This window comes from Herbaspirillum lusitanum P6-12 (assembly GCF_000256565.1).
GTDB classification, from domain to species: domain Bacteria; phylum Pseudomonadota; class Gammaproteobacteria; order Burkholderiales; family Burkholderiaceae_D; genus Herbaspirillum; species Herbaspirillum lusitanum.
In genome coordinates, this window is the sequence record NZ_AJHH01000472.1 from 1 (window position 1) to 24,395 (window position 24,395).

Annotated in this window: 18 protein-coding genes, 4 pseudogenes and 1 riboswitch; of the genes and pseudogenes, 10 read left to right on the plus strand and 12 right to left on the minus strand. The window is 62.1% G+C overall.

From position 1 onward, the window contains the following. The 5 genes and pseudogenes from HLUSI_RS28925 to prmC all read left to right on the plus strand — a co-directional run. The coding region (locus HLUSI_RS28925; RefSeq protein WP_016834843.1) for an alpha/beta fold hydrolase at nt 1-860 on the plus strand (860 nt) is incomplete at its 5' end. Between the two features lie 106 nt (nt 861-966). Continuing rightward, nucleotides 967-2,146, plus strand: a pseudogene (gene hemA / locus HLUSI_RS28930) (glutamyl-tRNA reductase). A 102-nt stretch (nt 2,147-2,248) separates the two neighbouring features. Continuing rightward, the gene (gene prfA, locus HLUSI_RS0115515; RefSeq protein ID WP_029363580.1) at nt 2,249-3,328 is read left to right on the plus strand and encodes a peptide chain release factor 1; all 1,080 of its coding nucleotides are present in this window, start codon (nt 2,249-2,251) and stop codon (nt 3,326-3,328) included. Between the two features lie 152 nt (nt 3,329-3,480). Next, nucleotides 3,481-3,951, plus strand: coding sequence for a disulfide bond formation protein B (locus tag HLUSI_RS0115520; RefSeq protein WP_016834846.1), 471 nt, complete (start codon nt 3,481-3,483; stop codon nt 3,949-3,951). 12 nt (nt 3,952-3,963) lie between these two features. Beyond that, nucleotides 3,964-4,827: a peptide chain release factor N(5)-glutamine methyltransferase gene (gene prmC / locus HLUSI_RS0115525; protein ID WP_016834847.1), complete on the plus strand. Its 864-nt coding sequence runs from the start codon at nt 3,964-3,966 to the stop codon at nt 4,825-4,827. 81 nt (nt 4,828-4,908) lie between these two features. Here prmC and HLUSI_RS28935 read toward each other — a convergent pair. The 7 genes and pseudogenes from HLUSI_RS28935 to HLUSI_RS0115560 all read right to left on the minus strand — a co-directional run bounded on the left by HLUSI_RS28935 (nt 4,909) and on the right by HLUSI_RS0115560 (nt 15,392). Then, nucleotides 4,909-8,504 (minus strand): annotated as a pseudogene (locus HLUSI_RS28935) (indolepyruvate ferredoxin oxidoreductase family protein). 239 nt (nt 8,505-8,743) lie between these two features. Beyond that, complete coding sequence (phhA, locus tag HLUSI_RS0115535; protein ID WP_016834848.1) at nt 8,744-9,634, minus strand: phenylalanine 4-monooxygenase; 891 nt, start codon at nt 9,632-9,634, stop codon at nt 8,744-8,746. 96 nt (nt 9,635-9,730) lie between these two features. Further along, nucleotides 9,731-10,434: pseudogene (locus HLUSI_RS28940) on the minus strand (GNAT family N-acetyltransferase). Between the two features lie 15 nt (nt 10,435-10,449). Further along, nucleotides 10,450-11,673: a multifunctional CCA addition/repair protein gene (locus HLUSI_RS0115545; protein WP_016834851.1), complete on the minus strand. Its 1,224-nt coding sequence runs from the start codon at nt 11,671-11,673 to the stop codon at nt 10,450-10,452. Between the two features lie 21 nt (nt 11,674-11,694). Continuing rightward, nucleotides 11,695-12,393 carry a glutathione S-transferase family protein gene (locus HLUSI_RS0115550; RefSeq protein WP_016834852.1) on the minus strand — a complete coding sequence of 233 codons (699 nt, stop codon included), beginning with the start codon at nt 12,391-12,393 and terminating at the stop codon, nt 11,695-11,697. A 24-nt stretch (nt 12,394-12,417) separates the two neighbouring features. Next, on the minus strand, nt 12,418-13,386 hold the full coding sequence (locus tag HLUSI_RS0115555) for a complex I NDUFA9 subunit family protein (RefSeq protein ID WP_029363581.1): 969 nt from the start codon (nt 13,384-13,386) through the stop codon (nt 12,418-12,420). 53 nt (nt 13,387-13,439) lie between these two features. Then, entirely contained in the window at nt 13,440-15,392 is a 1,953-nt protein-coding gene (locus HLUSI_RS0115560) for a lytic transglycosylase domain-containing protein (RefSeq protein WP_016834854.1), read from the minus strand. Between the two features lie 26 nt (nt 15,393-15,418). Between HLUSI_RS0115560 and HLUSI_RS0115565 the strand changes: the two genes are divergently transcribed. Next, nucleotides 15,419-16,024: a 5-formyltetrahydrofolate cyclo-ligase gene (locus HLUSI_RS0115565; protein ID WP_040503544.1), complete on the plus strand. Its 606-nt coding sequence runs from the start codon at nt 15,419-15,421 to the stop codon at nt 16,022-16,024. A 56-nt stretch (nt 16,025-16,080) separates the two neighbouring features. Here the strand turns inward: HLUSI_RS0115565 and metF are convergent, their stop codons facing one another. The 4 genes from metF to metK form a co-directional block, all read right to left on the minus strand. After that, complete coding sequence (gene metF, locus HLUSI_RS0115570; RefSeq protein WP_016834856.1) at nt 16,081-16,923, minus strand: methylenetetrahydrofolate reductase [NAD(P)H]; 843 nt, start codon at nt 16,921-16,923, stop codon at nt 16,081-16,083. 47 nt (nt 16,924-16,970) lie between these two features. Next, nucleotides 16,971-17,321, minus strand: coding sequence for a phage holin family protein (locus HLUSI_RS0115575; RefSeq protein WP_016834857.1), 351 nt, complete (start codon nt 17,319-17,321; stop codon nt 16,971-16,973). A gap of 153 nt (nt 17,322-17,474) precedes the next feature. Then, on the minus strand, nt 17,475-18,887 hold the full coding sequence (gene ahcY, locus HLUSI_RS0115580; RefSeq protein WP_040503546.1) for an adenosylhomocysteinase: 1,413 nt from the start codon (nt 18,885-18,887) through the stop codon (nt 17,475-17,477). A gap of 47 nt (nt 18,888-18,934) precedes the next feature. Next, a riboswitch (S-adenosyl-L-homocysteine riboswitch) is annotated at nt 18,935-19,011 on the minus strand. Between the two features lie 82 nt (nt 19,012-19,093). Next, nucleotides 19,094-20,257, minus strand: coding sequence for a methionine adenosyltransferase (metK, locus tag HLUSI_RS0115585; protein ID WP_016834859.1), 1,164 nt, complete (start codon nt 20,255-20,257; stop codon nt 19,094-19,096). A 179-nt stretch (nt 20,258-20,436) separates the two neighbouring features. On the opposite strand from metK, the gene HLUSI_RS0115590 reads away from it, so the two are divergent. The 4 genes and pseudogenes from HLUSI_RS0115590 to dapF all read left to right on the plus strand — a co-directional run bounded on the left by HLUSI_RS0115590 (nt 20,437) and on the right by dapF (nt 23,233). Beyond that, nucleotides 20,437-21,282, plus strand: coding sequence for a lysophospholipid acyltransferase family protein (locus HLUSI_RS0115590; protein ID WP_016834860.1), 846 nt, complete (start codon nt 20,437-20,439; stop codon nt 21,280-21,282). Next, nucleotides 21,279-22,161 (plus strand): annotated as a pseudogene (locus tag HLUSI_RS28945) (LpxL/LpxP family acyltransferase). The gene HLUSI_RS0115590 and the pseudogene HLUSI_RS28945 overlap by 4 nt, the downstream one beginning before the upstream one ends. A gap of 29 nt (nt 22,162-22,190) precedes the next feature. After that, nucleotides 22,191-22,346, plus strand: a complete 156-nt coding sequence (locus HLUSI_RS31715) for an LpxL/LpxP family acyltransferase (protein ID WP_269147426.1) — start codon at nt 22,191-22,193, stop codon at nt 22,344-22,346. A gap of 23 nt (nt 22,347-22,369) precedes the next feature. Continuing rightward, nucleotides 22,370-23,233, plus strand: coding sequence for a diaminopimelate epimerase (dapF, locus tag HLUSI_RS0115605; protein ID WP_016834861.1), 864 nt, complete (start codon nt 22,370-22,372; stop codon nt 23,231-23,233). Between the two features lie 82 nt (nt 23,234-23,315). Here dapF and HLUSI_RS28950 read toward each other — a convergent pair. After that, on the minus strand, nt 23,316-24,395 hold a 1,080-nt coding region (locus HLUSI_RS28950), incomplete at its 5' end, for a tetratricopeptide repeat protein (protein ID WP_016834862.1).

Below are 24,395 nucleotides of genomic sequence, written 5' to 3' on the forward strand. Positions count from 1 at the left end.
CCCTGCGCCAGGGCCGCTTTGTCGACACCGCCGCCGGACGCGTGCACGTGACCGACTCTGCCGCGGGCGACGATGACCGCCCCTGCATCGTCTTCACGCCTGACGGCCCCAACGTGGTGGCCCACTATCAACACTTGATCGCTTTGCTGGCGCCGCGCTTCCGCGTGGTCTGCTTTGACATGCCGGGATTCGGTTTTTCATTGCCGGCGGCGGATTACGCCCACTCGCTGGAGCAAGGCGCAGGTGTGGTGCTGGCCGTACTGGATCAACTGCAAATCGGGCGCGCCACGCTGGCGTTCAGCTGCGCCAACGGCCTGTATGCGATCCGCGCGGCGCAACTGGCGCCGGCCCGCATCGACAGCTTGATGCTGACGCAAACGCCGGCGCTGGCGGCGATGCAGGCGTGGGCGTACAAGATGATTCCGCGACCGTTGCGCGTGCCGGTGGCGGGCCAGCTGATCACTTGGCTGGCCCGCCGCAAACTGGCGCAGCTCTGGTATCGCAACGCCTTGCCGGCAAGCACGGATACTGGCGCATTTCAGGAAACCGCACGCCGCGCTTTTGATGCCGGTGGCTGCTTCTGCCTGGGAGGCGTGGTGCAGGGGCTGTTGCGCGAAACCTCCCTGTCCACGTTATCGGACATTCCTTGCACGCTGATCTGGGGCAATCTGGACCGTTCGCACCGGGCCACGCCGCCGGCATCGCTGCAAGATTGCCTGCCGCAGGCGGACATCGTGCAGTTCGACGACTGCGGGCATTTTCCCGATCTGGAGCAACCAGAACGTTACGCACGAGAAATTATTGTCCATATGGAAAAACTTCCTCCGCGTGCGGTGTCGCCTCATAGCCTGCATAAATAGTCATTATTGATACACTTCAAAACCCCTTTACCTGCAGCGGGTATAATACCGAGTTGATATTTCCCCATTTTTTCGCAGCACTTCGCTCGTAAACCACAGAGTCGCCATGCACTTGCTTGCCGTCGGACTGAACCACACTACCGCGCCGGTTTCCCTGCGCGAAAAAGTGGCATTCCCGGCCGACCAGATCGGCCAGGCGGTGGCGTCGCGTCGATGTCGCCATCGACAGCACCGCGCATTTCCTGGCTGACTATCACAAGCTTTCCTACGCCGAACTGCGTCCTTTCCTTTACGCCTTGCCGCAGGACAATGCCGTGCGTCACGCCTTCCGCGTCGCCTCCGGGCTGGACTCGATGGTGCTGGGCGAACCGCAGATCCTCGGACAGATGAAGGACGCCGTGCGCCAGGCGGATGCCGCCGGCGGTCTCGGCACCTATTTGCATCAGTTGTTCCAGCGCACCTTCGCGGTCGCCAAGGAAGTCCGCAGCACCACTGAAATCGGCGCGCACAGCGTGTCGATGGCGGCCGCTGCGGTGCGCTTGTCGCAACGCATCTTCGATTCGATCTCGGGCCAGAACGTGCTGTTCATCGGCGCCGGTGAAATGATCGAGTTGTGCGCCACCCATTTTGCTGCGCAGAATCCAAAATCGCTGACCGTCGCCAACCGCACGCTGGAACGCGGCGAAACGCTGGCGCATCGCTTCAACGGCGCGGCACTGCGCCTGGCCGATCTGCCGACGCAGTTGTCGAAGTTCGACATCGTGGTGTCCTGTACCGCCTCGTCGCTGCCGATCATCGGCCTCGGCCTGGTCGAGCGCGCCGTCAAGGCACGTCGCCACAAACCGATTTTCATGGTCGACCTGGCCGTGCCGCGCGATATCGAATCCGAAGTCGGCCGTCTCGACGATGTCTTCCTGTACACCGTCGACGATCTCGCGTCAGTCGTGCAGAGCGGCGTCGAAAACCGCCAGGCCGCCGTCGCGCAGGCCGAAGCCATCATCGAAACCCGCGTGCAGTCCTTCATGCACTGGATCGACAGCCGCGCCGTGGTGCCGGTGATCCAGGACCTGCACGATGCCGGCGAATCGCTGCGCATGGCCGAGCTGGAACGCGCCCGCAAGCTGCTGGCCAAGGGCGAAGACATTGACGCCGTGCTCGACGCCTTGTCCAGGGGACTCACCGCCAAATTCCTGCACGGCCCGCAACAGGCCCTGCATCACGCGCAAGGCGACGAGCGCGCGCAATTGGTCCAGCTGCTGCCGCAACTGTTCCGCACCAAACGTTAGCGACTCCGTTCGCCGGCCGGCATCCTTGCGATCGCCGGCACTCTCTGCCTCATGCTTGTAACGCGGGCATCGCATCACCCCCTCATTTAGTAAAGTCAGTCCATGAAACCATCCATGCTCGCCAAACTCGACCAGCTCGCCGAACGGCTGGAAGAACTCAATAACCTGCTGATGCAGCAGGAAGCCACGTCCGACATGGACAACTATCGCAAGATGACGCGCGAACACGCCGAGCTCGGTCCGCTGGTGGCGCTGTACCACACTTATGTACAGGCGGCGAACGACATCACGACTGCGCAGGAGCTGCTGTCGGATCCCGACATGAAGGAATTCGCGCAGGAAGAAATCAACGGCGCCAAGGCGCGCATGGAAACGCTGGAAGCCGACCTGCAAAAGATGCTGCTGCCGAAGGATCCCAACGACGAGCGCAACATCTTCCTGGAAATCCGCGCCGGCACCGGCGGCGACGAATCGGCGCTGTTCGCCGGCGACCTGCTGCGCATGTACACCCGCTTCGCCGAACGCAATCGCTGGCAGGTGGAAATGATGTCGGCCTCCGATTCGGAAGTCGGCGGCTACAAGGAAGTGATCGTGCGCATCGCCGGCTTCGGCGCGTATTCACGCCTGAAGTTCGAATCCGGCGGGCATCGCGTGCAGCGCGTGCCGGCCACCGAAACCCAGGGCCGCATCCACACCTCGGCCTGCACCGTGGCCGTGATGCCGGAAGCCGACGAAGTCGAAGACGTCGACATCAACCCGGCCGATATCCGCATCGACACCTACCGCGCCTCGGGCGCGGGCGGCCAGCACATCAACAAGACCGACTCGGCGGTGCGCATCACGCATATGCCGACCGGCATCGTGGTGGAATGCCAGGACGACCGCAGCCAGCACAAGAACAAGGCCTCGGCGCTGAAGGTGCTGGCGGCGCGCATCAAGGACGTGCAACTGCGCGAACAGCAATCCAAGGAAGCCGCCACGCGCAAATCGCTGATCGGCTCGGGCGACCGCAGCGAACGCATCCGCACCTACAATTTCCCGCAGGGCCGCATGACGGATCACCGCATCAACCTGACGCTGTACAAGCTGGATTTCATCATGGACGGCGATCTGGAAGAACTGACCAATGCGTTGATCACCGAGCACCAGGCGGAGTTGCTGGCGCAGCTGGGCGACGAATAAAGAGTGGCGATTGTTCAGTGCGACCGGCCAGTAACCCAGCATTGTCGCGGCCTGTGGCACAATGCAGCGACGCCGGAACCAATTGCAAACGGACCTCTCTGAGGGTACAGCTTAGGCTAGCCAATTCCGAACAACATCAAAATCCAACGCCCATGAAATCGTCCAAATCCCTGTTCCTGTCCGTCGCCCTGTTGTGCGTCGCCCTGCTCGGCGTCGCTCTGTATCTGCAGATCGTCGAAGAGATGATGCCGTGCCCGCTGTGCATCATCCAGCGCTACATCTTCGTCGCCATCGCCATCATCTGCATCATCTTCGCCTTCCTGCCGCCGGGCTCCGCCAAGCTTGGCGCCGGCCTCGGCGCACTGGCTGCATTGGGCGGCATCGCCACCGCCGGCTGGCACCTGTGGGTGCAGGCGCATCCGGGTACTTCCTGCGGCATCGATCCGCTGGAAACTTCCCTCAACACCATCCCGACCGCGACGCTGTTCCCGACGCTGTTCAAGGCCGACGGCCTGTGCGCCAATCCGTATCCTTTCCTCGGCCTGTCGATTCCGCAATGGTCGCTGATCTGCTTCGTGCTGATCGCCGCCGTACTGGCGTCCCGCGCCTTCAAGCGCGGCTGAAGAAGATTTCCGGTGCGTGATTTTCCCGGTATTGCCGCAGGTGCGAGTCTGGGCGACGCGCTCAAGAACGCGCCGCTCGACACGCTGGAAAATCGCATCCTGATCGGCCATGCACTGCAACTGACGCGCATCCAGCTGATCACCCAATCCGAACGTCAGCTTACGGCCGATGAAGCGGCGCAACTGAGCGCGCTGTTCCGTCGCCGCCTGCAGGGCGAGCCGATTGCCTACATCGTCGGCGAGCGCGAGTTCTTCGGCCTGGCGATGCAAGTCACACCGGATGTCCTAATCCCGCGCCCCGACACCGAATTGCTGGTGGAGCTGGCGCTGGAGCGGCTGCCGCAACACGGCAAGGCGCTCGACATGGGCACCGGATCAGGCGCCATCGCGGTGGCCATCGCACACACGCGGCCGGATGTCGCCATGACGGCGCTCGATGTCAGTGAAGGCGCGCTGAAGGTCGCCGCCGGCAACGCGCAGCGGCATGGCGCGAAGGTGGAGTTCTTGCGCAGCGACTGGTACGCCGCGCTGAATGACATGGGCAACGCCAATCAGCCGTACCTCGACCTGATCGTTTCCAACCCACCTTACATCGTCGCCGGCGACATGCATCTGTCGCAGGGCGATTTGCGCTTCGAACCGATCGGCGCGTTGACCGATCACGCCGACGGCTTGTCGGCGCTGCGCATCATCGTCGACGGTGCGGCGACTTATCTGAAACCGGGCGGCTGGCTGTTGATGGAGCACGGCTACGATCAGTCTGGCGCCGTGCGCAAGCTGCTGGAGCAGCGCGGTTTCGCCGAAGTGCAAAGCTGGCGTGACCTGGCGGGGATTGAACGTGTCAGCGGCGGCAAGCTTGCTGCCGCTTCGCAATAGATTTCCCACCTCCAAAACAAAACACCGTCGTCCCGATTTTCATCAAGACGACGGTGCTTGTTGACTCCTCCTGCAAGTAAATCAGGCGGCCTGTTTTCCGCCTTCCGGCACATGCGGCTTCTGGCCTGCGTCGAACATCCGCAGCAAATCCGCTTCCTTCTGCTTGGCCGCTTTCAGGTGGCGTTCCTTGACATGGCCATAGCCGCGAATATCTTCCGGAATGCGTGCAATCGCCGTTGCCTGAGCAAGATTGTCGGCGTTGAGCCTGCTTAACAAACCGCCGACCGTCTTGCAGTATTCGCCGATCAGCGCGCGTTCCTGCTTGCGCTCGTCGGTGTAGCCGAATACATCCAGCGGGGTGTTGCGCAAGAAACGCAGCTTGGCCAGCACGCCGAAGGCGCGCATCATCCACGGGCCGTATTCCTTCTTGATCAGGTGGCCCTTGCTGTCATGCTTGGCCAGCAGCGGCGGCGCCAGGTGGAATTTCAGCTGGTAGTCGCCCTCGAACATGCCGGCGATCTTTTCGCGGAAGGCCGGCGCGGTATAGAGGCGCGCAACTTCATATTCGTCCTTGTACGCCATCAGCTTGAACAGGTACGTCGCCACCGCCGTGCTGAGCTTCATCGCCTTGCCGGCTTCACCCAATGCAGCTTCCGCATGCTGCGCCTGCGCAACGAAGTCGCTGTACCGGCGCGCGTAAGCGGCATTCTGGTATTGCGTGAGGAAGTCGACCCGCTTGGCCAGCACTTCTTCCAGCGATGGCGGACGCTTGAAGTCGATCACCTGCGCCGTCATGCCGTTGCGACGCGCGGCTTGCGCCACCATGTCGGCATCGTGCGCGGCAGCGCGGCCCCAGCCGAAGGCTTGCTTGTTGAACTCGACCGACAAGGCGTTGAGCTCGATGGCCTTGAGCAGCGCGCCTTCCGACAATGGCACCCAGCCGCGTTGCCATGCATAACCGAGCATGAACATATTGGTCGCGATGGCGTCGCCCATCAACGCGGTGGCGATGTTGCCGGCGTCGATCAGGGCCACGCGGTCCTTGCCGCAGGCGCTCTGGATGCTGCCTTCGGCGGACTCCGCCGGGAACTGCCAGTCCGGATTGCGCACGAAGGCCGCGGTCGGCATGCGGGTCGCATTGACCGCTGCATGCGTGCGTCCCTCGCCCATGCGCGACAAGGCATCGCGGCTGGCGGTGACAATCACGTCGCAGCCGATCACCAGGTCCGCCGCACCGGTGCCCACCCGCGTCGAATACAGGTCATCGGGACGTTCGGACAACCGCACATGCGACATCACCGGTCCGCCCTTTTGCGCCAGGCCGCTCATGTCGAGCACCGAGCAAGCCTTGCCTTCGACGTGCGCCGCCATCGCCAGGATCTGGCCGATGGTGATCACGCCGGTGCCGCCGATGCCGGTGACGACGATGCCGTAGGTGTCGCCCATGGCGGGCAATTGCGGTTCCGGCAGTAATGGTCCCTGCGCTGCGGCTTCGGTCTTTTCAACGGCGACGCGCTTGGCCTTTTTGAGCTTGCCGCCTTCCACCGTGACGAAGCTCGGGCAGAACCCGTTCACGCAGGAGTAATCATTGTTGCACGACGATTGATTGATCTGGCGCTTGCGACCGAACTCGGTTTCCAGCGGTTCCACCGACAGGCAGTTGGACTGCACGCTGCAATCGCCGCAGCCTTCGCACACCGCCTCGTTGATGACCGCGCGCTTGGCCGGATCGGGATAGGCGTCGCGTTTGCGGCGGCGGCGTTTTTCCGAGGCGCAGGTCTGGTCGTAGATCATGGCGGACACGCCCGGCACTTCGCGCAGTTCGCGCTGCACGGCGTCGAGTTCGCTGCGATGGCGGATGGTCACGCCTTCGGCCCACGGCGTGCCGGCCGGGTACTTGTCCGGCTCGTCGGTGACGACGATGATGGGACGCACGTTCTCGGCCGCCAACTGGCGCGAAATCATGGCCGGGTCGAGCGGGCCGTCGAACTCTTGCCCGCCGGTCATGGCGACCGCGTCGTTGTACAGAATCTTGTAGGTCATGTTGACCTTGCCCGCCACGGCCGCGCGCACGGCCAGCAAACCCGAATGGAAATACGTGCCGTCGCCGAGATTGGAGAACACGTGCTTCTCGCTGGTGAACGGCGCCTGTCCGACCCAGGTTACGCCCTCGCCGCCCATGTGTGAAAAGATGGTCGATTCGCGATCCATCCAGGTCACCATGTAGTGGCAGCCGATGCCGGCCAGCGCACGGCTGCCGTCGGGAAGTTTGGTCGACGTGTTGTGCGGGCAACCCGAGCAGAAATGCGGGATGCGGTCCTTGTTCGGATCTGGCTTGGTGCTGACGTTGAGCGTGGCTTCCTTGGCTTCGAGGAAGGCGATGCGCGCCTTGACGCGCTGCTCGATCGGATGGCCGGCGTAGTACTTGGAAATACGCGTGGCGATGGCGCGCGCGATCTGCGCCGGGCTCAGTTCATAGGTGGCCGGCAGCAGCCAGTTGCCGTGGCCTTCGCGCGGCGAGCCGCTCCATTCGCCGGTGTCGTCGAACTTGCCGACCACGCGCGGACGCACGTCGTCGCGCCAGTTGTAGAGTTCTTCCTTGATCTGGTATTCGAGGATCTGGCGCTTCTCTTCGACCACCAGGATTTCATCGAGGCCTTGCGCGAACTCGCGCACGCCTTCGGCTTCCAGCGGCCAGGTCATGCCGATCTTGTAGAGACGGATGCCGATGTCGCGGCGACTTGCTCGTCGATGCCAAGATCGTAGAGCGCCTGGCGCGTGTCGAGATAGGACTTGCCGGCGGTGACGATGCCGATGCGCGCACGCGGGCTGTCCCAGATGATCTGGTTGAGCTTGTTGACGCGTGCATAGGCCAGCGCGGCGTACCACTTGTAGACATTCATGCGCGTCTCTTGCTCGAGCACGGTGTCGGGTTGGCGGATGTTGAGGCCATCCAGGGGCAATTCGAAATCGGTGGGGATGATCGGCTGCACGCGCTGCGGATCGATCTCCACCGACATGCCCGATTCGACGATGTCGGTCACGCACTTGAGCGACACCCACAGGCCGGTATAGCGGCTCATGGCCCAGCCGTGCAGGCCGTAGTCGAGGTATTCCTGCACCGACGACGGATACAGCACCGGGATGCCGCAGGCCTTGAGGATGTGTTCGCTCTGGTGCGCGGTGGTGGATGACTTGGCGGCGTGGTCGTCGCCGGCGATCACCAGCACGCCGCCGTGTTGCGAGGTGCCGGCCATGTTGGCGTGCTTGAAGACGTCGCCGCAGCGATCAACGCCGGGGCCCTTGCCGTACCACAGCGAAAACACGCCGTCGTATTGCGCGCCCGGGAACAGGTTGACCTGCTGCGTGCCCCACACGGCGGTGGCGGCCAGGTCTTCGTTCATGCCGGGATGGAATTTGACGTGGGCGGCGTCGAGATATTTCCTGGCCTTGGCGGCGGTCTGATCGACCGTGCCCAACGGCGAGCCGCGATAGCCGGTGACGTAACCGGCGGTGTTCAATCCCGCCTGGAGGTCGTGCTGCCGCTGCAGCATCGGCAGCCGTATCAGCGCCTGGATGCCGGTCATGAAAACGCGACCGCGCTCCAGCGAATATTTGTCGTCCAGGGAAATGTCATCCAGCAGCAGGCGTTCACTGGAAGGTAGGGGTGCGTTCATGCATTGTCTCCGTGCCAAAAATCGTGTCTTTGTTTGCACATGGATCTGTTCGAGATCCTGCCTGAAACTCGTCCGCCTTGTGGGCGAATGGTTTCGTTCTTTTGATGCGGCTACAGTAGCACAAGCCGCGTATCGCCGCTACGCACGGCGCAGCATGGCGGGTGGCCGGACTGACAATGCGCTGACAACGAAAAAAAAACCTGCGGTTAAGGCAGGGGCCGGTGCGCAGTCGCCACGGATCAGGCGATGGGAAGGTTTCGCTCACCCGGCAGCAGCGTGTTGGCCGGCAAGGCGTCCTGCGCCTTCAGTTGCTCGTACAGCGCGGTGAAATCGGGCGCGGTGTCGTCGAACAGCTGCTGGAAATCGCGGATGACGAAATAGGTTTCCTGGTACGAATCGATCTTGTACAGCGTGCGCATGACGCGCTCGACCTGGAACGGGATGCGGTTCGGCTGCTGATTCTGCTGTGAACCACGCAGGGAGTATTCGACTTCGCCGCCCGACGACAGGATGCCGGCGCCGTAGATGCGCAAACCCTCGGGACTCTGGATCAGACCGAACTCGATGGTGTACCAATACAGGCGCGCAAGGAAAGCCAGGCCGTCGAGCTTGAGCGCCTTGAGGCCGCCCTTGCCGTACTCCTGCAAATGTTCGGCAAAGACAGGATTGAACAGCAGCGGCACATGGCCGAAGAAATCGTGGAACACGTCCGGTTCGACAATGTAGTCGAACTCGCTCTCTTCGCGCAGCCAGACCGTGACCGGGAAACGGCGGTTGGCAAGGTGTTCGAAGAACGTATGGTCCGGCACCAGTCCGGGCACGGCGACCAGTTGCCAGCCGGTGGCCTTGTACAACGCCTCGGTGGTGCGGTCGAATTGCGGGATGCCCTGCGAGACGTCGAGCGCCTTGATGCTGTCGAGGAAGACGTCGCAGGCGCGGCCCGGGATCAGCCTGGCCTGGCGCTCGTAGAGGCGTCGCCACAGTGCGTGCTGGGCGGGCGTATAAGCGGCCCAGTTCTGGTCGACGACGAAGTTCTTGTCGGCGTTGCTGTAGTCGCCGCGCAAGGCGCCGCTGTCCGACTTGGCGGCCACGCTGGCAAAAAAATCGTCGGTGCTGGCGGAGTTGTTCATAGTTCTGCTGGAAAATGCCTGTAAGCCGCCATTATCGCCGATTTCGGTCCGGGAGCTGCGCGGCGGCAAGGCTTGCGGCAAGGTTCAGGCCTGCGTTCAGGCCTTCGGTTTGCCGATGCCGAAGACCCTGCTGATCCATTTGAACAGCGCGCGCATGTTGGCCTTGATGATGTAGTCGAGCATGGCCGCCTGCTCTTCCATGGCTTCCTGGAACAGCGTGACCGGATTGGCCGGCTGCAGCTTCAGGTAAGCGTCCGCTTCGCCGTAGTCGCGATGGATTTCCATGCCGGCTTTCTTGGCGATGTGCATCATGACTTTGTTGGAGGACAGGCAATGCATGTACAGCGTGTCGACGTCGGCGTTGCGGCAGCGGATCGCGGCGCGCATGAACAGGCGCGTGCCTACACCCAGTCCGCGCGCCGCCGCCGAGACCGACACGCCGAACTCGGCCACCACCGGCTTGATGGTCGCACCGCTGATGCGCGTGGCTTCCTTGGGCGCAAAGGCCAGATGTCCCACGCCCAAGAGGCGCAGGCGACGGTCGTAGACGCCAAAGACGGTATCGCGCTCGAAATTGATGCCCTCGACGTAGCGCGTCACCAGCTCATCGGATAGCTTGCTGCCGAAACGCAGCAGCCGGTCTTTTTCTTCCAACGCCAGGAAATGCCGCAGCAGATGCCGACGCGCGGCGACAGCTCCTTGACCAGGATCATCGGTTTGTCCGATGCCTCGGCGAGGGCAATGAGCGCCTGCTTCAGGCGGTCCAGCCTGGCGCGCAGTTGCGTGGCGAATGTCGGCATGGGCGTGGAAATGAATTAAGCGGCGTTGGCGGCATATTCTGCCACCGCTGCCGTGCGCGCCGCCAGGATCGCCTCCGGGATGCGTTGCGGCTGCTCCCGGTGCTTGGCGGCGATGGCGCCGGCATCCACGCCCTGGGCGGCCTTGAGCGCGCCCATGAGGTACTCCAGCTGCGGGAACGCGACGTCCTCGAAACCGGTGCGGCCGCGGCGGTCGCATTCGGACGCCTGCAACATGTCGTGGAAGCGCTCCGGCTTGCGGAAGCCGTCGCAACGCGCCAGCAGATTGACGATGGTGGCCGGGCGCAACTCGAAGGCGCGGCCGACGTTGCCATGTTCGCGCGCGGTGATCACGGCCAGGTCGCGGCAATCGTTGGGCACTTTAAGACGATCACAGATGCCTTGCACCAGCTCGACGCTGCGGCCTTCATGACCATGATGGCTGGGCCACAGATCGGGCGGCGTGGTGCCCTTGCCGAGATCGTGCATGAGCGCGGCGAAACGCACGCCCAGAGAATAGCCGCGGCCGGCGGCATAGTCGAGCACCATCATGACGTGCACGCCGGTGTCGATTTCGGGATGGTATTTGGCCGGTTGCGGTACGCCCCACAGCGCATCCAGCTCCGGCAGGATGCGCGCCAGCGCGCCGCAGTCGCGCAGCACGTTGAACATGCGCGAGGGCATCTGCTCCATCATGCCGCGCGCCAATTCCTGCCACACACGCTCGGGCACCAGCGCATCGACCTCGCCGGCGGCGACCATCTTCTGCATCAGCGCATTGGTTTCAGGCGCGACGGTGAAACCGGGAAAGCGCGCCGCGAAGCGCGCCAGGCGCAGGATGCGCACCGGGTCTTCGATGAAGGCGTCGGAGACGTGGCGAAATACGCGTCGCCGGATATCTTCTTGACCGTGATAGGGATCGACCAATACGCCGTCCTCGCCTTTGGCGATGGCGTTGATGGTGAGGTCGCGCCGCGCCAGGTCCTGCTCGAGCGTGACGGCGCTGTCGGTATGGAACACGAAACCCTTGTAGCCAGGCGCCGTCTTGCGTTCGGTGCGCGCCAGTGCGTATTCCTCCTGCGTGTCGGGATGCAGGAACACCGGGAAGTCCTTGCCGACCGGACGGAAGCCGCGCGCCAGCATGTCTTCCGGCGTGGCGCCGACGACCACGTAGTCGTGATCCTGCACGGGTAAACCGAGCAGTTCATCGCGCACCGCGCCGCCGACGACGTAGATCTTCATTAGTGGCTCAATGGTCAATGGTCAATGGTCGGGCAAGACTTCTTTTTCGACCAGCGCTTCGGCGATCCACTTGGCCACAGCCGGATGCGCCGCCACGCGATCGACGTAAGCCTGCAAGGCCGGCGCCAGCGATGCATGGTAGCTGCGGAAACGCATCACCACCGGCGCATAGAAGGCGTCGGCGATCGAGAAGTCGCCGAACAGGAATTCGTGATGGCCGAACTGCGACAGGCAGTCTTCCCAGATTTCACAGATGCGACCGATGTCGCCCTGCGCTTCGGCCGTGCGGCCCTTGCCTGGATAGCTGCCGCGGATGTCCATGCTCATGGCGCTGCGCAGGCCGGTAAAACCGGAATGCATTTCAGCCGTGATGCTGCGCGCGACGGCGCGGGCGGCGGTTTCTTGCGGCCACAGCTTACGGTCGGGGAATTGTTCGGCCAGGTATTCGCAGATGGCCAGCGAATCCCAGATATGCGTCTGGCCGTCGAGCAGCACCGGCACGCGTCCGGCAGCGGAATATTCGGCGATCTTGCCGGCGGTGTCGGGCTGGTCGAGGCAGATGCGGATTTCGCGGAAAGGAATGTCGAACGCGGTCAGCACCACCCACGGGCGCATCGACCAGGAGGAGTAATTCTTGTTGCCGATGACCAGCGTGATAGCGTTCTTGCCGGCTTTTTCCAACGTCGCCGACAGGGTCGGATCAAGTTCGGTGTTCTGCATGGCGGTCCTTAAAAATGATTGTGTTCAGCGCCGTGCGCCGCGGCGATGGGCGTCCATTTGCTGCTGCATGTGCACGCCGGCGAGGTAACGCGGCGCAATCGCTTCCAGCGCGGTCGGCGCAATGTCCAGTTCCGGCGCCATCGGCCCGCTTGCAACATTATCCACCTGCATGGAAGCCAGATTATCGCGACTCATCATGCGTCCTGGCAAATGTTCCAGCAAAAAAGCTTGCAAGGACGCCAATGCCGGCGGCAATCCAAACACCGGGCGTGGATGGCCGGAACATGCGCCGGCCAGTTGCACCAATTGACGCAGCGTATAGACCTGCGGCCCGGCCAGCTCGTAGCTGCGGCCCTGCGTGGACTCATTCTGCAATGCGCTGACGAAAGCCTGCGCCACATCGCCCACGTACACCGGCTGGAAACGCGCCTCGGCGCCGCCCAGCGGCATGACGGGGAAACGCTTTTGCAGCGCGGCGAACAGGTTGAGGAAGTTGTCGTGCTCGCCGAACACCACCGAAGGCCGGAACACCGTGGCGGCGACAGTGGCGTCCGAGAACGCGGCAACTTCTCCCGCCGCCTTGGAGCGCAGGTACATCGACGGCGCCTGCGCCGATGCGCCCAGCGCGCTCATGTGCAGGTAACGCCGCACGCCATGCCTGGCGCAGGCGGCCACGATCTTGCGCGGCAGTTCGACATGGGCCCGCTCGAAATCGGGGCCCCAGGCGCTGCCACGCGGTCCGCTGCGTGAATGCAGGGTGCCGACCAGATTGATGACGACGTCGGCTTGAGGCACCAGGCGATCAAGTACGGCCTCGTCGTGCACGTCGGCGATCGTCGTGCGCACCGTCGGCATCACCAGCAGATGCTTGCTGCGTTCATAGCGCCGGGTCGGCACCGTGATCCCGGCCGCCGTGCTGCGCGCCAGCTGCGCCACCAATTGGCTGCCGATGAATCCGGAGCCGCCGATTATCAGTATGTTTCTGTACGCCATGGCCGTCATCGCTTTCTTGCTTCAGGTCCTCGACGCAGCGTCATCGTGTCGCGTCAAGGCAGGTCGGTCGGGATATTGGTGCGCGGCGCCACCACGCCGAGGCGCTGCTTGAGCGACTGCGGCTTGTTCTCGAACAGGGCGGCGTAATAAGTGGCGTTGGACATCACGTTCTTGACGTAGCCGCGCGTCTCGTTGAACGGAATCGATTCGGCAAAGATCGCGCCTTCAACGCTGCGGTTCAGCGTCGAACGCCAGGTGCGCGGACGCCCCGGGCCGGCGTTATAGGCAGCCGTCGCCAATGCCTGCGAACCGTCCAGATTGCCGAGCACCATGTTCAGATAGCTGGTGCCGAGCAGCAGGTTGGTGTTGATGTCGTTGATCTGGTCTTGCGTGAACTCGGTCAGGCCGATCTTCTTGGCGACGTATTTCGCGGTCGACGGCATCAACTGCATCAGGCCGGAGGCGCCGACATAGGATTTGGCGTTCTTGATGAAACGCGACTCCTGGCGGATCAGGCCGTAGACCCAGGCGTTTTCCAGCCCGAGCGGTCGCGTGTTGGCGGTCATTTCGCTCAGATGCGGCGCCGGGAAGCGCTGGGTGAAATCCATTTCCTGCTTGGTGCGGTCAGAGGTGTTCACCATGCGATCGAGCACATCGCTCTGGCGTGCGAACTCGGCGGCAGCCAGCAACTGGCGGTCGCTCATGCGGCGCAGTTCCCAGTTCCATTCGCGAATGCCTTCGTAGCGCATGTTGAGGTCATAGAACTTGAGCGCGCGCTTGAAGCCGCTGTTCTGCGCCATCGGTGCGATCTCTGCCGGCGTCGGCGGCGTCGGGCCGGCGGGAATCACGATTTTCTGGCCCAGTTCTTCGGTGGCGAGCTGGCCGTAGAAGCTGACGTTCGAGGCAATCGACTGGAACAGGCGCTGGGCCGATTCGGCCTGCCCGTCTTCCTTTTGCGCGCGCGCCAGCCAGTAGGTCCAGGTGATGTCGCTGCGCAGCGAGGCCGGCATGGCTTCGATTGTGGACTTCACCAGCTTCCAGTCGCCGGCGCGCAGGGCGATGCGCACTTTCCATTGATACGCTTCGTAGGACAGCGGCGCGTCCTTGGTCTTGCGCCAGTAGTCGATCGCTTCCGGCATCAGCTTCATCGAGGCCGGCAAGGCGATCTGCGCCCAGGCGATGGCTTGCTCCTGCGCGGTCAGGCCGGAAGCGCCGCTCAGGAAAGCGGCGGCCTGCTGCGGATTGCTCTTGGCGGCGCGGCCGATGGCGATGATGTACAGCTCATGCGCGGTGCGGCCCTGTCCCGGTCCGCGCGCCAGCAGCGGCGCCGGCTTGTCGATCACCTGCTGCAGGGTGACGTCGCCGTTGTCGGTGAAGATCGCGGCGCGGCGCGCCACCATGATGCTGCCGGCTTCGACCGCCTGGCGGATCTGCGCCCAGACATCGCCTTCGCCGAACTGATGGTTTTGCGCCAGCGTGCCGATCAGGTCACTGCAACCCTGGCCGTAGTCCTTGGGGCTGGTGAGCAAGGCGCGTGCTTCGTCGGCGACGTTCTGGCCCTTGAGCGCGCGCGAATTCAGCGCGAAGCATTTGACCTGCACGTCGTCGTTCAGCACGAACAGCGGATATTGTTCATCGAAGGTGGCCCAGTCGCCGGTCTTGCCCAGCGCCAACAACCAGTCGTTGCGCAGGCGGTCGCCGATCGCCGTGCCGTCGTAGCGGCTCAGGAAATCGCGGATTTCCGACACCGGCGCGGTGAAGTCGCGCACGCGCGGTTTCAGCCGATAATAGTCGACGTAGGAAGGAATGACATAATCGGGCAAACGCGCCGCCAGGTTGAGCGCCGTGGCCGAATCGTCGACCCGTGAGGCGTCGCGCAGCGCAAGGAAAACGTCATCCTGCGAGGCATTGGCTGAAGGACGTTTTTGCGCCTGGGCCGGCAGCGAAAAACTGATTGCCGCCGCAGCAGCGCATGTGATCACGACCACGCATTTCTTTAATTGCATTCTTATACAACCTTCGATTGAAACAAATGACGACTTCAAGGATAGCACGCGGTTCTGCGCACACTGACGCTGCCGGGAGCACGCCGCAAATAGCGGCAACAGCGGAAAAATCAGTCCTGCGCACGCGTTTGCTCGCCGCCCGCAAGGCCATGACACCGGCAGCCAAAGCCGCGGCTGAAGCGATGATCTGCAGCCGCCTGCTGGACTGGCTGCAAAACAATCCGGTCGCCAGCCTCGGCGTGTACCACCCGATCCGTCAGGAACCGGACCTGCATCCGGCCTATAACGCGCTGGCGGCGCAAGGCGTGCACCTGTCCTTGCCGATAATTCGAGGAAAAGAGGCGCCACTGGAATTTGTCCGCTGGACGCCGGGAGAAACATTGGTGAAAGACGCCATGGGCACCTCGGCGCCGGCGCATGGAGAGACCATGCGTCCGCAGGCCTTGCTGATCCCTTGCCTGGGATTCAACGCGGCGCGCCTGCGGCTGGGCTACGGCGGCGGCTTTTACGACCGTACGCTGGCGCAGGAGCCGCGTCCGTTGGCCATCGGTATCGCTTATGCGGAAGCGCTGGCCGAATTTGCAGGACAGCCGCATGATATTGCGCTGGACCTGATCCTCACCAACGGGTGAAATGCCGGGCAATAAAAAACCGGCAAGCGCCGGCTTTTTATTGCTGAAATATCACCTCAATCCACCAGCCGTTGCCAGATTTCCATGGTCGCCGCAGGCTGGTTCAGCGTGTAGAAATGCAGACCCGGCGCGCCCCCTTCCAGCAATTGCTCGCACAGCTGCGTCACCACGTCGAGGCCGAACGCGCGGATCGAATCGGCATCGTCGCCGTAGCTGGCAAGCTTGAGACGGATCCAGCGCGGGATTTCGGTGCCGCACATGTCCGAGAAACGCATCAACTGGGTGTAGTTCGTGATCGGCATAATGCCCGGTACGATGGGTACGTTGACGCCCAGCTTTTGCGCATCGTCGACGAAGTTGAAGTAAGCGTCGGGGTTGTAGAAATACTGCGTGATCGCGGCATCGGCGCCGGCCTCGATCTTGCGCGCGAAGTTGCGGACGTCGTCCTGCGGCGATTTGGCCTGGGGATGCATTTCCGGATAGGCGCCGACTTCGATGTGGAACCAGTCGCCGGTTTCGGCGCGAATGAATTCGACCAGCTCGTTGGCATAGCGGAATTCACCGGACGAAAAATCAGCAGCGCCGAAGCCGCTCGGCAAATCGCCGCGCAGCGCAACGAGCTTCTTGATGCCGTGCGACTTGTACTCGGTCAGGATGTCGCGCAGGGCATCGCGCGAGCTGCCGATGCAAGACAGATGCGGCGCAGCCACGTGGCCTTCACGCATGATTTCCAGCACGGTGTCGAGCGTACCCTGCTGGGTCGAACCGCCGGCGCCGAAGGTGACCGAAAAATACTTCGGCTGCAACGCGGCTAGCTTGGCGCGCGTGGCGCGCAGTTTTTCCGTGCCTTCGGGTGTCTTGGGCGGGAAAAACTCGATGCTGAAATTATGTTGTGTCATGAGAATTCGATCCGGAAACGGTCAAGACGCGATCAGAACATTACAGTTCAGCTGCGACCCGATTTCAGCAACAGCGTCGACAAGGCCCACGATACGATGCTGTACAACAGCGCGCCGCCGACCGCGGACCAGAAGCCGCCCACATGGAAACCGCCCACCAGTTGCGCCACCACCCAGAACATCAGACCGTTGATCACGAGGATGAACAGACCCAGCGTAAGCAAGGTCACCGGCAAAGTCAGCACCACCAGCACCGGACGCACCAGCGTATTGACAAAGCCGAGGATCAGGGCTGCGATCAGCGCCGCGCCGAAACTGTCGACTTGCACCGAATGCAGCAGGTAAGGCACGGCCAGCAAGGCCAGGGCATTGATGAGCCAGGTCAGCAGCAGACGCACGGAAAATCCTTTCGACCCCGTCGGGGAATGATGACGCCACCCGCAGAGCTTGCATCACCGGCAACGGCAATGCAAGTGCATAAGTGCACAAGTGCACGGGCGGCGGACGATGCTGAAACTGCCGGGCCGGCACAGGGCCGGCCCGCACAGGGATCAGTAACGGTAATGCTCAGGCTTGTAGGGGCCTTCGACCTTCACGCCGATATACGAAGCCTGCTCTGCCGTCAGGGTGCTCAGTTGCGCGTTGAGTTTCTTCAACTGCAGGCGGGCGACCTTTTCATCCAGATGCTTGGGCAACGTGTAGACGCCGACCGGGTAGTTCTTGGTGTTCACGAACAACTCGATCTGGGCGATGGTCTGGTTGGCGAACGACGAGCTCATCACATAGGACGGATGGCCGGTGCCGCAACCGAGGTTGACCAGGCGGCCTTCGGCCAGCAGGATGATGCGCTTGCCGTCAGGGAAGATGACGTGGTCGACTTGCGGCTTGATGTTTTCCCAGCTGTATTGCTTCAGTGCGGCGACTTCGATTTCGTTGTCGAAGTGACCGATGTTGCAGACGATGGCCTGGTCTTTCATCTTCTTCATGTGGTCGTGCGTGATCACATGGTAGTTGCCGGTGCAGGTGACGAAAATGTCGCCGTGTTCGGCCGCGTAATCCATGGTGACGACGCGATAGCCTTCCATTGCGGCTTGCAGTGCGCAGATAGGATCGATTTCAGTGACCCAGACTTGCGCCGACAGCGCGCGCATGGCTTGCGCCGAACCCTTGCCGACGTCGCCGTAACCGGCGATGACGGCGACCTTGCCGGCGATCATGACGTCGGTGGCGCGCTTGATGCCGTCGACCAGCGATTCACGGCAGCCGTACAGGTTGTCGAACTTGGACTTGGTGACGGAGTCGTTGACGTTGATCGCAGGGAAGGCCAGCTTGCCGTCCTTGAACATCTGGTACAGACGATGCACGCCGGTGGTGGTTTCTTCGGTCACGCCTTTGATTTGCGCCAGGCGAGTGGAATACCAGTTGGACGATGTCGCCAGCTTTTTCTTGATGGAGTTGAACAGGCAGATTTCCTCTTCCGAACCTGGATTGTTCAGCACCGATGCGTCTTTTTCAGCGCGTGTACCCAGGTGCAGCAGCAAGGTTGCATCGCCGCCATCGTCGAGGATCATGTTGGCTTGTTCGTTCTCGCCGCCTTGCCATTCGAAAATGCGGTGCGTGAATTCCCAGTAGTCGTCCAGCGATTCGCCCTTGAACGCGAACACCGGCGTACCCTTGTCGGCGATTGCCGCGGCAGCGTGGTCCTGGGTCGAATAGATATTGCAGGATGCCCAACGGACCTTGGCGCCCAGCGCTTCCAGCGTCTGGATCAGCACGGCGGTCTGGATGGTCATGTGGATGGAACCGGTGATGCGTGCGCCCTTCAACGGCTGGGCGGCAGCGAACTCTTCGCGGATGGCCATCAGGCCGGGCATTTCGGTTTCAGCGATCTTGATCTCTTTGTGGCCCCATTGCGCCAGGCTGATATCAGCGATCACATAGTCTTTTGTGGAATTGGTAGTCATGGCTGCGGCGTTGTTCACGCCCTCCTTTCGTAGAAAACAGAAAAAAAGTAACGTGAGCGCAGTTGCATGTTGACGGTATCAAGCCTGGCAAGATCGATGTCTTGTCGCAACGCTCCTTGATACGGAAAGGCATTGTAAATCCTTTGGGTGCGCAATGCCAGCACACCGCAGCAATCCGGCCACAATGACCGGATTGCGTCGGGGTATTACAGACCGGCGGCAGCCTTCAGTGCGGCAGCCTTGTCGGTGCGCTCCCACGAGAATTCCGGCTCTTCGCGGCCGAAGTGGCCGTAAGCAGCGGTCTTCTGATAGATCGGACGCAGCAGGTCAAGCATCTGCACGATGCCCTTCGGACGCAAGTCGAAATGTTCCAGCACCAGTTCCGCCAGCTTTTCGTCGCTGATCTTGCCGGTGCCGAAAGTGGTAACCATGACCGAGGTCGGCTTGGCGATACCGATGGCGTACGACACCTGGATCTGGCAACGCGACGCCAGGCCGGCAGCCACGATGTTCTTGGCGACGTAACGGCCGGCGTAGGCTGCCGAACGGTCAACCTTGGAAGGATCCTTGCCGGAGAACGCGCCGCCGCCGTGCGGTGCGGCACCGCCGTAGGTGTCGACGATGATCTTGCGACCGGTCAGGCCGCAGTCGCCTTGCGGACCGCCGATGACGAAACGACCGGTCGGGTTGATCAGATAACGGGTGTTCTTGATCCACTCTGCGGGCACGACCGGTCGGATGATTTCTTCGATCGCGGCTTCTTCGATGGCCTTGTGCTCCATTTCAGGCGCATGCTGGGTCGACAGCACGATGGTGTCGATGGCGACCGGACGGCCATCGACGTACTTCAGCGTGACTTGCGACTTTGCGTCAGGACGCAGCCATGGCAGGCGGCCGTCCTTGCGCAGTTGCGACTGGCGCTCGACGATACGGTGCGCGTAGTAAATCGCGGCAGGCATCAGTTCCGGTGTTTCGTCGCAGGCGTAGCCGAACATCAGGCCTTGGTCGCCGGCGCCTTGGTCGAGGTCCAGGCCCTTGCCTTCGTCCACGCCCTGGGCGATGTCCGGAGATTGCTTGTCGTAGGCGACCAGCACGGCGCAGCTCTTGTAGTCGATGCCGTAGTCGGCATTGTCGTAACCGATGCGCTTGATGGTTTGACGGGCGACGTCGATGTAGTCGACGTTGGCGCGCGTGGTGATTTCACCGGCGAGCACGACCAAGCCTGTGTTGCACAAGGTTTCGGCGGCGACGCGGGAGAGTGGATCCTGTTCAAAGATGGCGTCCAGAATCGCATCGGAAATCTGGTCGGCTACTTTGTCTGGGTGACCTTCCGAGACGGATTCGGAAGTAAAGAGAAATTCATTGGACATCACATGCTCCTGCAGTATAGAGATTAACCGGTGTCGCGGCCTTATCCCTAGCCTGCGACGCTTTAGCGAAATTTATATCCCGTCTCGCAAGTTGTCATTAACTCGACGGCTTTCATGCTATTTTACGCGTCTTGCAAAAATTCGGCAATTTCACAGCATTATTCACGGTAACGGCAAATATGCTTTTTTCTTTATTCCGCCTGTTGTCATTTTTTCCGCTGCCCTTGCTGCACCTGATCGGGATTGTGATGGGCTGGCTTGTTTACCTGGCCTCGCCATCCTATCGGAAGCGTCTTAAAGACAACCTCACCCGGGCTGGCCACGGGCGGCATTTGTTGGCCGCCGTCAACGAGGCGGGTAAGGGCATCTTTGAATTGCCGTTCATCTGGTGCGCCGCGCCCCAACGCGTCTTGCGCACCGCCCGCATCGAAAACTGGGAACTGGCCCAACAGGCCCTGGAGGCAAAAACCGGCGTCGTCTTCCTGACGCCGCATCTTGGCTGCTTCGAAATCATTGCCCAGGCCATCGCCGAGAAAACCTCCCTGACTGCGCTCTATCGTCCGCCGCGCAAGGCCGCGCTGAAGCCGCTGATCGAAGGCGCGCGTTCACGTCCCAACCTGCATCTGGCGCCGGCCAATCTGTCGGGCGTGCGGGTTTTGCTCAAGGCGCTCAAGAAGGGGCTGGCCATAGGCCTGTTGCCGGACCAGGTTCCGCAACACGGCGAAGGCGTCTGGGCCGACTTCTTCGGAAAACCCGCCTACACCATGACGCTCTCCGCCAAGATGCATCAGATGAGCGGCGCACCGATCATTTTGTCGTACGCAGAGCGCTTGTCATGGGGCCGCGGTTTCGTGATCCGCTTCGTGGCATTTGAAGAAACCCTGGGCGAGACGCCCGAACAACAGGCGCGCGCCATCAACCTGGCAATGGAAAAGCTGATCGCGCGCTGCCCCGCGCAATATATCTGGAGCTATAACCGCTACAAGACGCCGCCCGGCGTGACCGCGCCGGGTGCATCGCAATGAAAGCGCTGATCGCATTGATGTGGCTGCTGCACTGGCTGCCGCTGCCGATTCTCGGTCGCCTTGGCGAAGCGCTGGGTTCCCTGCTGTTCATCATCATGAAGCCGCGCCGGCACATCACGCTGACCAATCTGCGCCTGTGCTTTCCCGACAAAACCGAAGCCGAACGTGAAACCCTTGCCCGCCGGCATTTCCAGGCGTATGCGCGCAGCGCGCTTGAGCGAGGCATCCTGTGGTGGGCTTCGGAAGCGCGCCTGAAACGGCTGATCAAGGTCGAACCGCGCGTACCCGTCGAAGTCATCAAGTCCGGCCCGACCATCCTGCTCTGCCCGCATTTCGTCTGCCTGGAAATCCCCGGCATCGCGCTGGTGCTCAATTCCGACTTGTCGATTTGCACCATTTACTCCAAACAACAAAATGAAGTCGTCGACCAGGCGCTGCTCAAAGGGCGCTCGCGCTTTCGTCCCGTAACCCTTCTGTCGCGCGAAAAAGGCGTCAAGCCCATCATCCGCGCGATGCGCGACGGCTTGCCGTTCATCATGCTGCCGGACATGGACTTCGGCTTGCGCGACGCTGAATTCGTCCCGTTCTTCGGCGTGCCTGCCGCGACACTGACCGCCACCGCACGCATTGCGGCGGCGACACGCGCCAACGTGGTGCCGATGATCACCACCTTTCTGCCGAACTACAAGGGCTGGAAAACCACGTTTTATCCGGCTTGGGAAAACTATCCCGGCGACGATATCGCTCGTCGAGGCGACGCGCCGCATGAACGCCTTTATCGAAGAGCGCGTGCTGGAAGCGCCGGCGGAATATTTTTGGGCGCACAAGCGCTTTAAAACGCATCCTCCGGGCACACCTAATGTATACGGCCATGATTAGCGTGGCCGCCTATAATTGATGCCATGAAGATCAAATTCACCAAAATCGATATCGTCGAGGCGACGCGCCGCATGAACGCCTTTATCGAAGAGCGCGTGCTGGAAGCGCCGGCGGAATATTTTTGGGCGCACAAGCGCTTTAAAACGCATCCTCCGGGCACACCTAATGTATACGGCCATGATTAGCGTGGCCGCCTATAATTGATGCCATGAAGATCAAATTCACCAAAATGCACGGCGCCGGCAACGACTTCGTTGTCGTTGACGCCATTCACCAGGACATCGCGCTGACCCCGGCGCAATGGAAGTTCATTGCCGACCGCCGCTTCGGCATCGGCGCCGACCAGATGCTGGTGGTGGAAAAGACGCAATCCGAGGGCATCGATTTTCGTTACCGCATCTACAACGCCGACGGCGGCGAGGTCGAACAATGCGGCAACGGCGCGCGCGCATTTGCGCGCTTTGTCAGCGACAAAGGCCTGACCAGCAAACGTGTTATCCGTGTGGAAACAATGTCCGGAATCATCGAACCCACGCTCGAAGACGACGGACGCGTCACGGTCGACATGGGCGCGCCAGTGCTAAGCCCGGAACAGGTGCCGTTCGATCCGTCCGGCCTGGACAGCAAGGCGGAAGGCGACGACGCACTGTGGCCGCTCGACGTCGACGGCAAGACACGCTGGATTTCGGTGGTATCAATGGGCAATCCGCATGCGGTTCAAATCGTGGCCGACACCGAAGCGGCGCCGGTATTGACCGACGGCCCGCTGATCGAACGCCACGTGCGCTTCCCCAAGCGCGTCAACGCCGGCTTCATGCAAGTGGTTGATCGGCACAACGTCAATCTGCGCGTATTCGAGCGCGGCGTCGGCGAAACACTGGCGTGCGGTACTGGAGCGTGCGCAGCGGTTGTCGCGGGCATCCGGCGCGGCCTGCTGGATACGCCGGTCGCGGTGCAAACCCACGGTGGCGAATTGGTGATCCGCTGGACCGGGCCGGACAAGCCGGTCATGATGACCGGCCCGGCGGTCTCGGTGTACGAAGGCGAGATCGAGCTGCCTGATCAGCTCTGAAGCGCCCTTGCAGGCGCAATAAGAAACGGCTTGCTGGTCGGATGACCGAGCAAGCCGTTTTTCTTTCCGGCAGCCTTCGGACTCAGGCGGCCAGATCCTGCCGTTCTTCGCGCTCTTCTTCCTCGTCCGACTGCGGCAGGACCGTCTTGAGGCGATACAGGCGCTGCCGATAGTTGCCTTCGGGGCCACTGGGCCCGCAGTCCACGTCTTCGAACAGGCGACCGATGCGATTGAGCACCTGCCGCTCGTCACCGGTCTCTATTAATATGAGGCGCCGTTTGCTGCGGGCATAGTAGTCACGGATGTCGACCGCCAGGCAATGGCCGCAATCAGCTTGTTTCAAATCGATCAGCAAAGCCTCGGGCCGGGTCAGTCCGAACAGGATCGCCAGCTCCAGCCGCGCCGCCAGGAACGGATAGGCGTTCAGGAAATCGCGTGTCATGTGCCCCTTGGCCGCAACCGCCCATGCGGCCGCAGCCGGCCGGTCAGCAATTTTAGCCAGTAATTCGCGCGCATCGGCACTGTCTTGCGCTGCCGCCTTTTGCAGCCAGTAGACCGCGCGCACGTCGTTGGCGGGATCTTCGCGGCGGTTGCGCCAGGCGCTACCGCCGCACTCGAGTTGCGCCAACGCATGCCCCATTTCGGCAGCGCGTTCCAGATAATGCTGCGCGTCGGCAAGATTGCGCTGGGAGAACTCAGGCTTGAGGTAAATACGCGACAAGGCATACCATGCCGCCGCAAGACCGCGCTCACCAGCCAGCGTCAGCCAGCGGATCGCCTTTTTGTAATTGGCGGAACCGAAACCCGGGAACGCACGCCCGCCGTTCTCGTTCATGCGCGCAAAGAACAGACCCAGCGACAGTTGTGCCATCTTGTCATCGGCATAGGCCCCCAGTTCCAGCAGTGATTGCGCCTCCTCGGCGTCAACGTCGCCGATCTCGGCCAGCACTTGCGCAAGCCGCGATAGCAAAGCGATGTTTCCCTCGCCCAGATGTCGGACCAAGCCCTCGGCGGGGGCATTCAGTTGCGGCAGACCGGCGCCGTATTGCGCCAGCAGGGAACGCGCCAGCGGCAAGGCGCGGCGAATGAAATCTGCCCGATCCTGACGCAACCAGGCCGCGTCCGCCAGCGCCAACTGCGCCTGACCGACGCCGGCGGGGTT

Coding starts and splice junctions, on each gene's coding strand:
- HLUSI_RS0115550 (WP_016834852.1), bottom strand. CDS start 12,393: ATGCAGAACACCGAACTTGATCCGACCCTGTCGGCGACGTTGGAAAAA.
- metF (WP_016834856.1), bottom strand. CDS start 16,923: ATGACACAACATAATTTCAGCATCGAGTTTTTCCCGCCCAAGACACCC.
- ahcY (WP_040503546.1), bottom strand. CDS start 18,887: ATGACTACCAATTCCACAAAAGACTATGTGATCGCTGATATCAGCCTG.
- HLUSI_RS0115590 (WP_016834860.1), top strand. CDS start 20,437: ATGCTTTTTTCTTTATTCCGCCTGTTGTCATTTTTTCCGCTGCCCTTG.
- HLUSI_RS0115560 (WP_016834854.1), bottom strand. CDS start 15,392: ATGCAATTAAAGAAATGCGTGGTCGTGATCACATGCGCTGCTGCGGCG.
- HLUSI_RS0115555 (WP_029363581.1), bottom strand. CDS start 13,386: ATGGCGTACAGAAACATACTGATAATCGGCGGCTCCGGATTCATCGGC.
- HLUSI_RS0115565 (WP_040503544.1), top strand. CDS start 15,419: ATGACGACTTCAAGGATAGCACGCGGTTCTGCGCACACTGACGCTGCC.
- phhA (WP_016834848.1), bottom strand. CDS start 9,634: ATGAACAACTCCGCCAGCACCGACGATTTTTTTGCCAGCGTGGCCGCC.
- dapF (WP_016834861.1), top strand. CDS start 22,370: ATGAAGATCAAATTCACCAAAATGCACGGCGCCGGCAACGACTTCGTT.
- prfA (WP_029363580.1), top strand. CDS start 2,249: ATGAAACCATCCATGCTCGCCAAACTCGACCAGCTCGCCGAACGGCTG.
- metK (WP_016834859.1), bottom strand. CDS start 20,257: ATGTCCAATGAATTTCTCTTTACTTCCGAATCCGTCTCGGAAGGTCAC.
- HLUSI_RS0115545 (WP_016834851.1), bottom strand. CDS start 11,673: ATGAAGATCTACGTCGTCGGCGGCGCGGTGCGCGATGAACTGCTCGGT.
- HLUSI_RS0115520 (WP_016834846.1), top strand. CDS start 3,481: ATGAAATCGTCCAAATCCCTGTTCCTGTCCGTCGCCCTGTTGTGCGTC.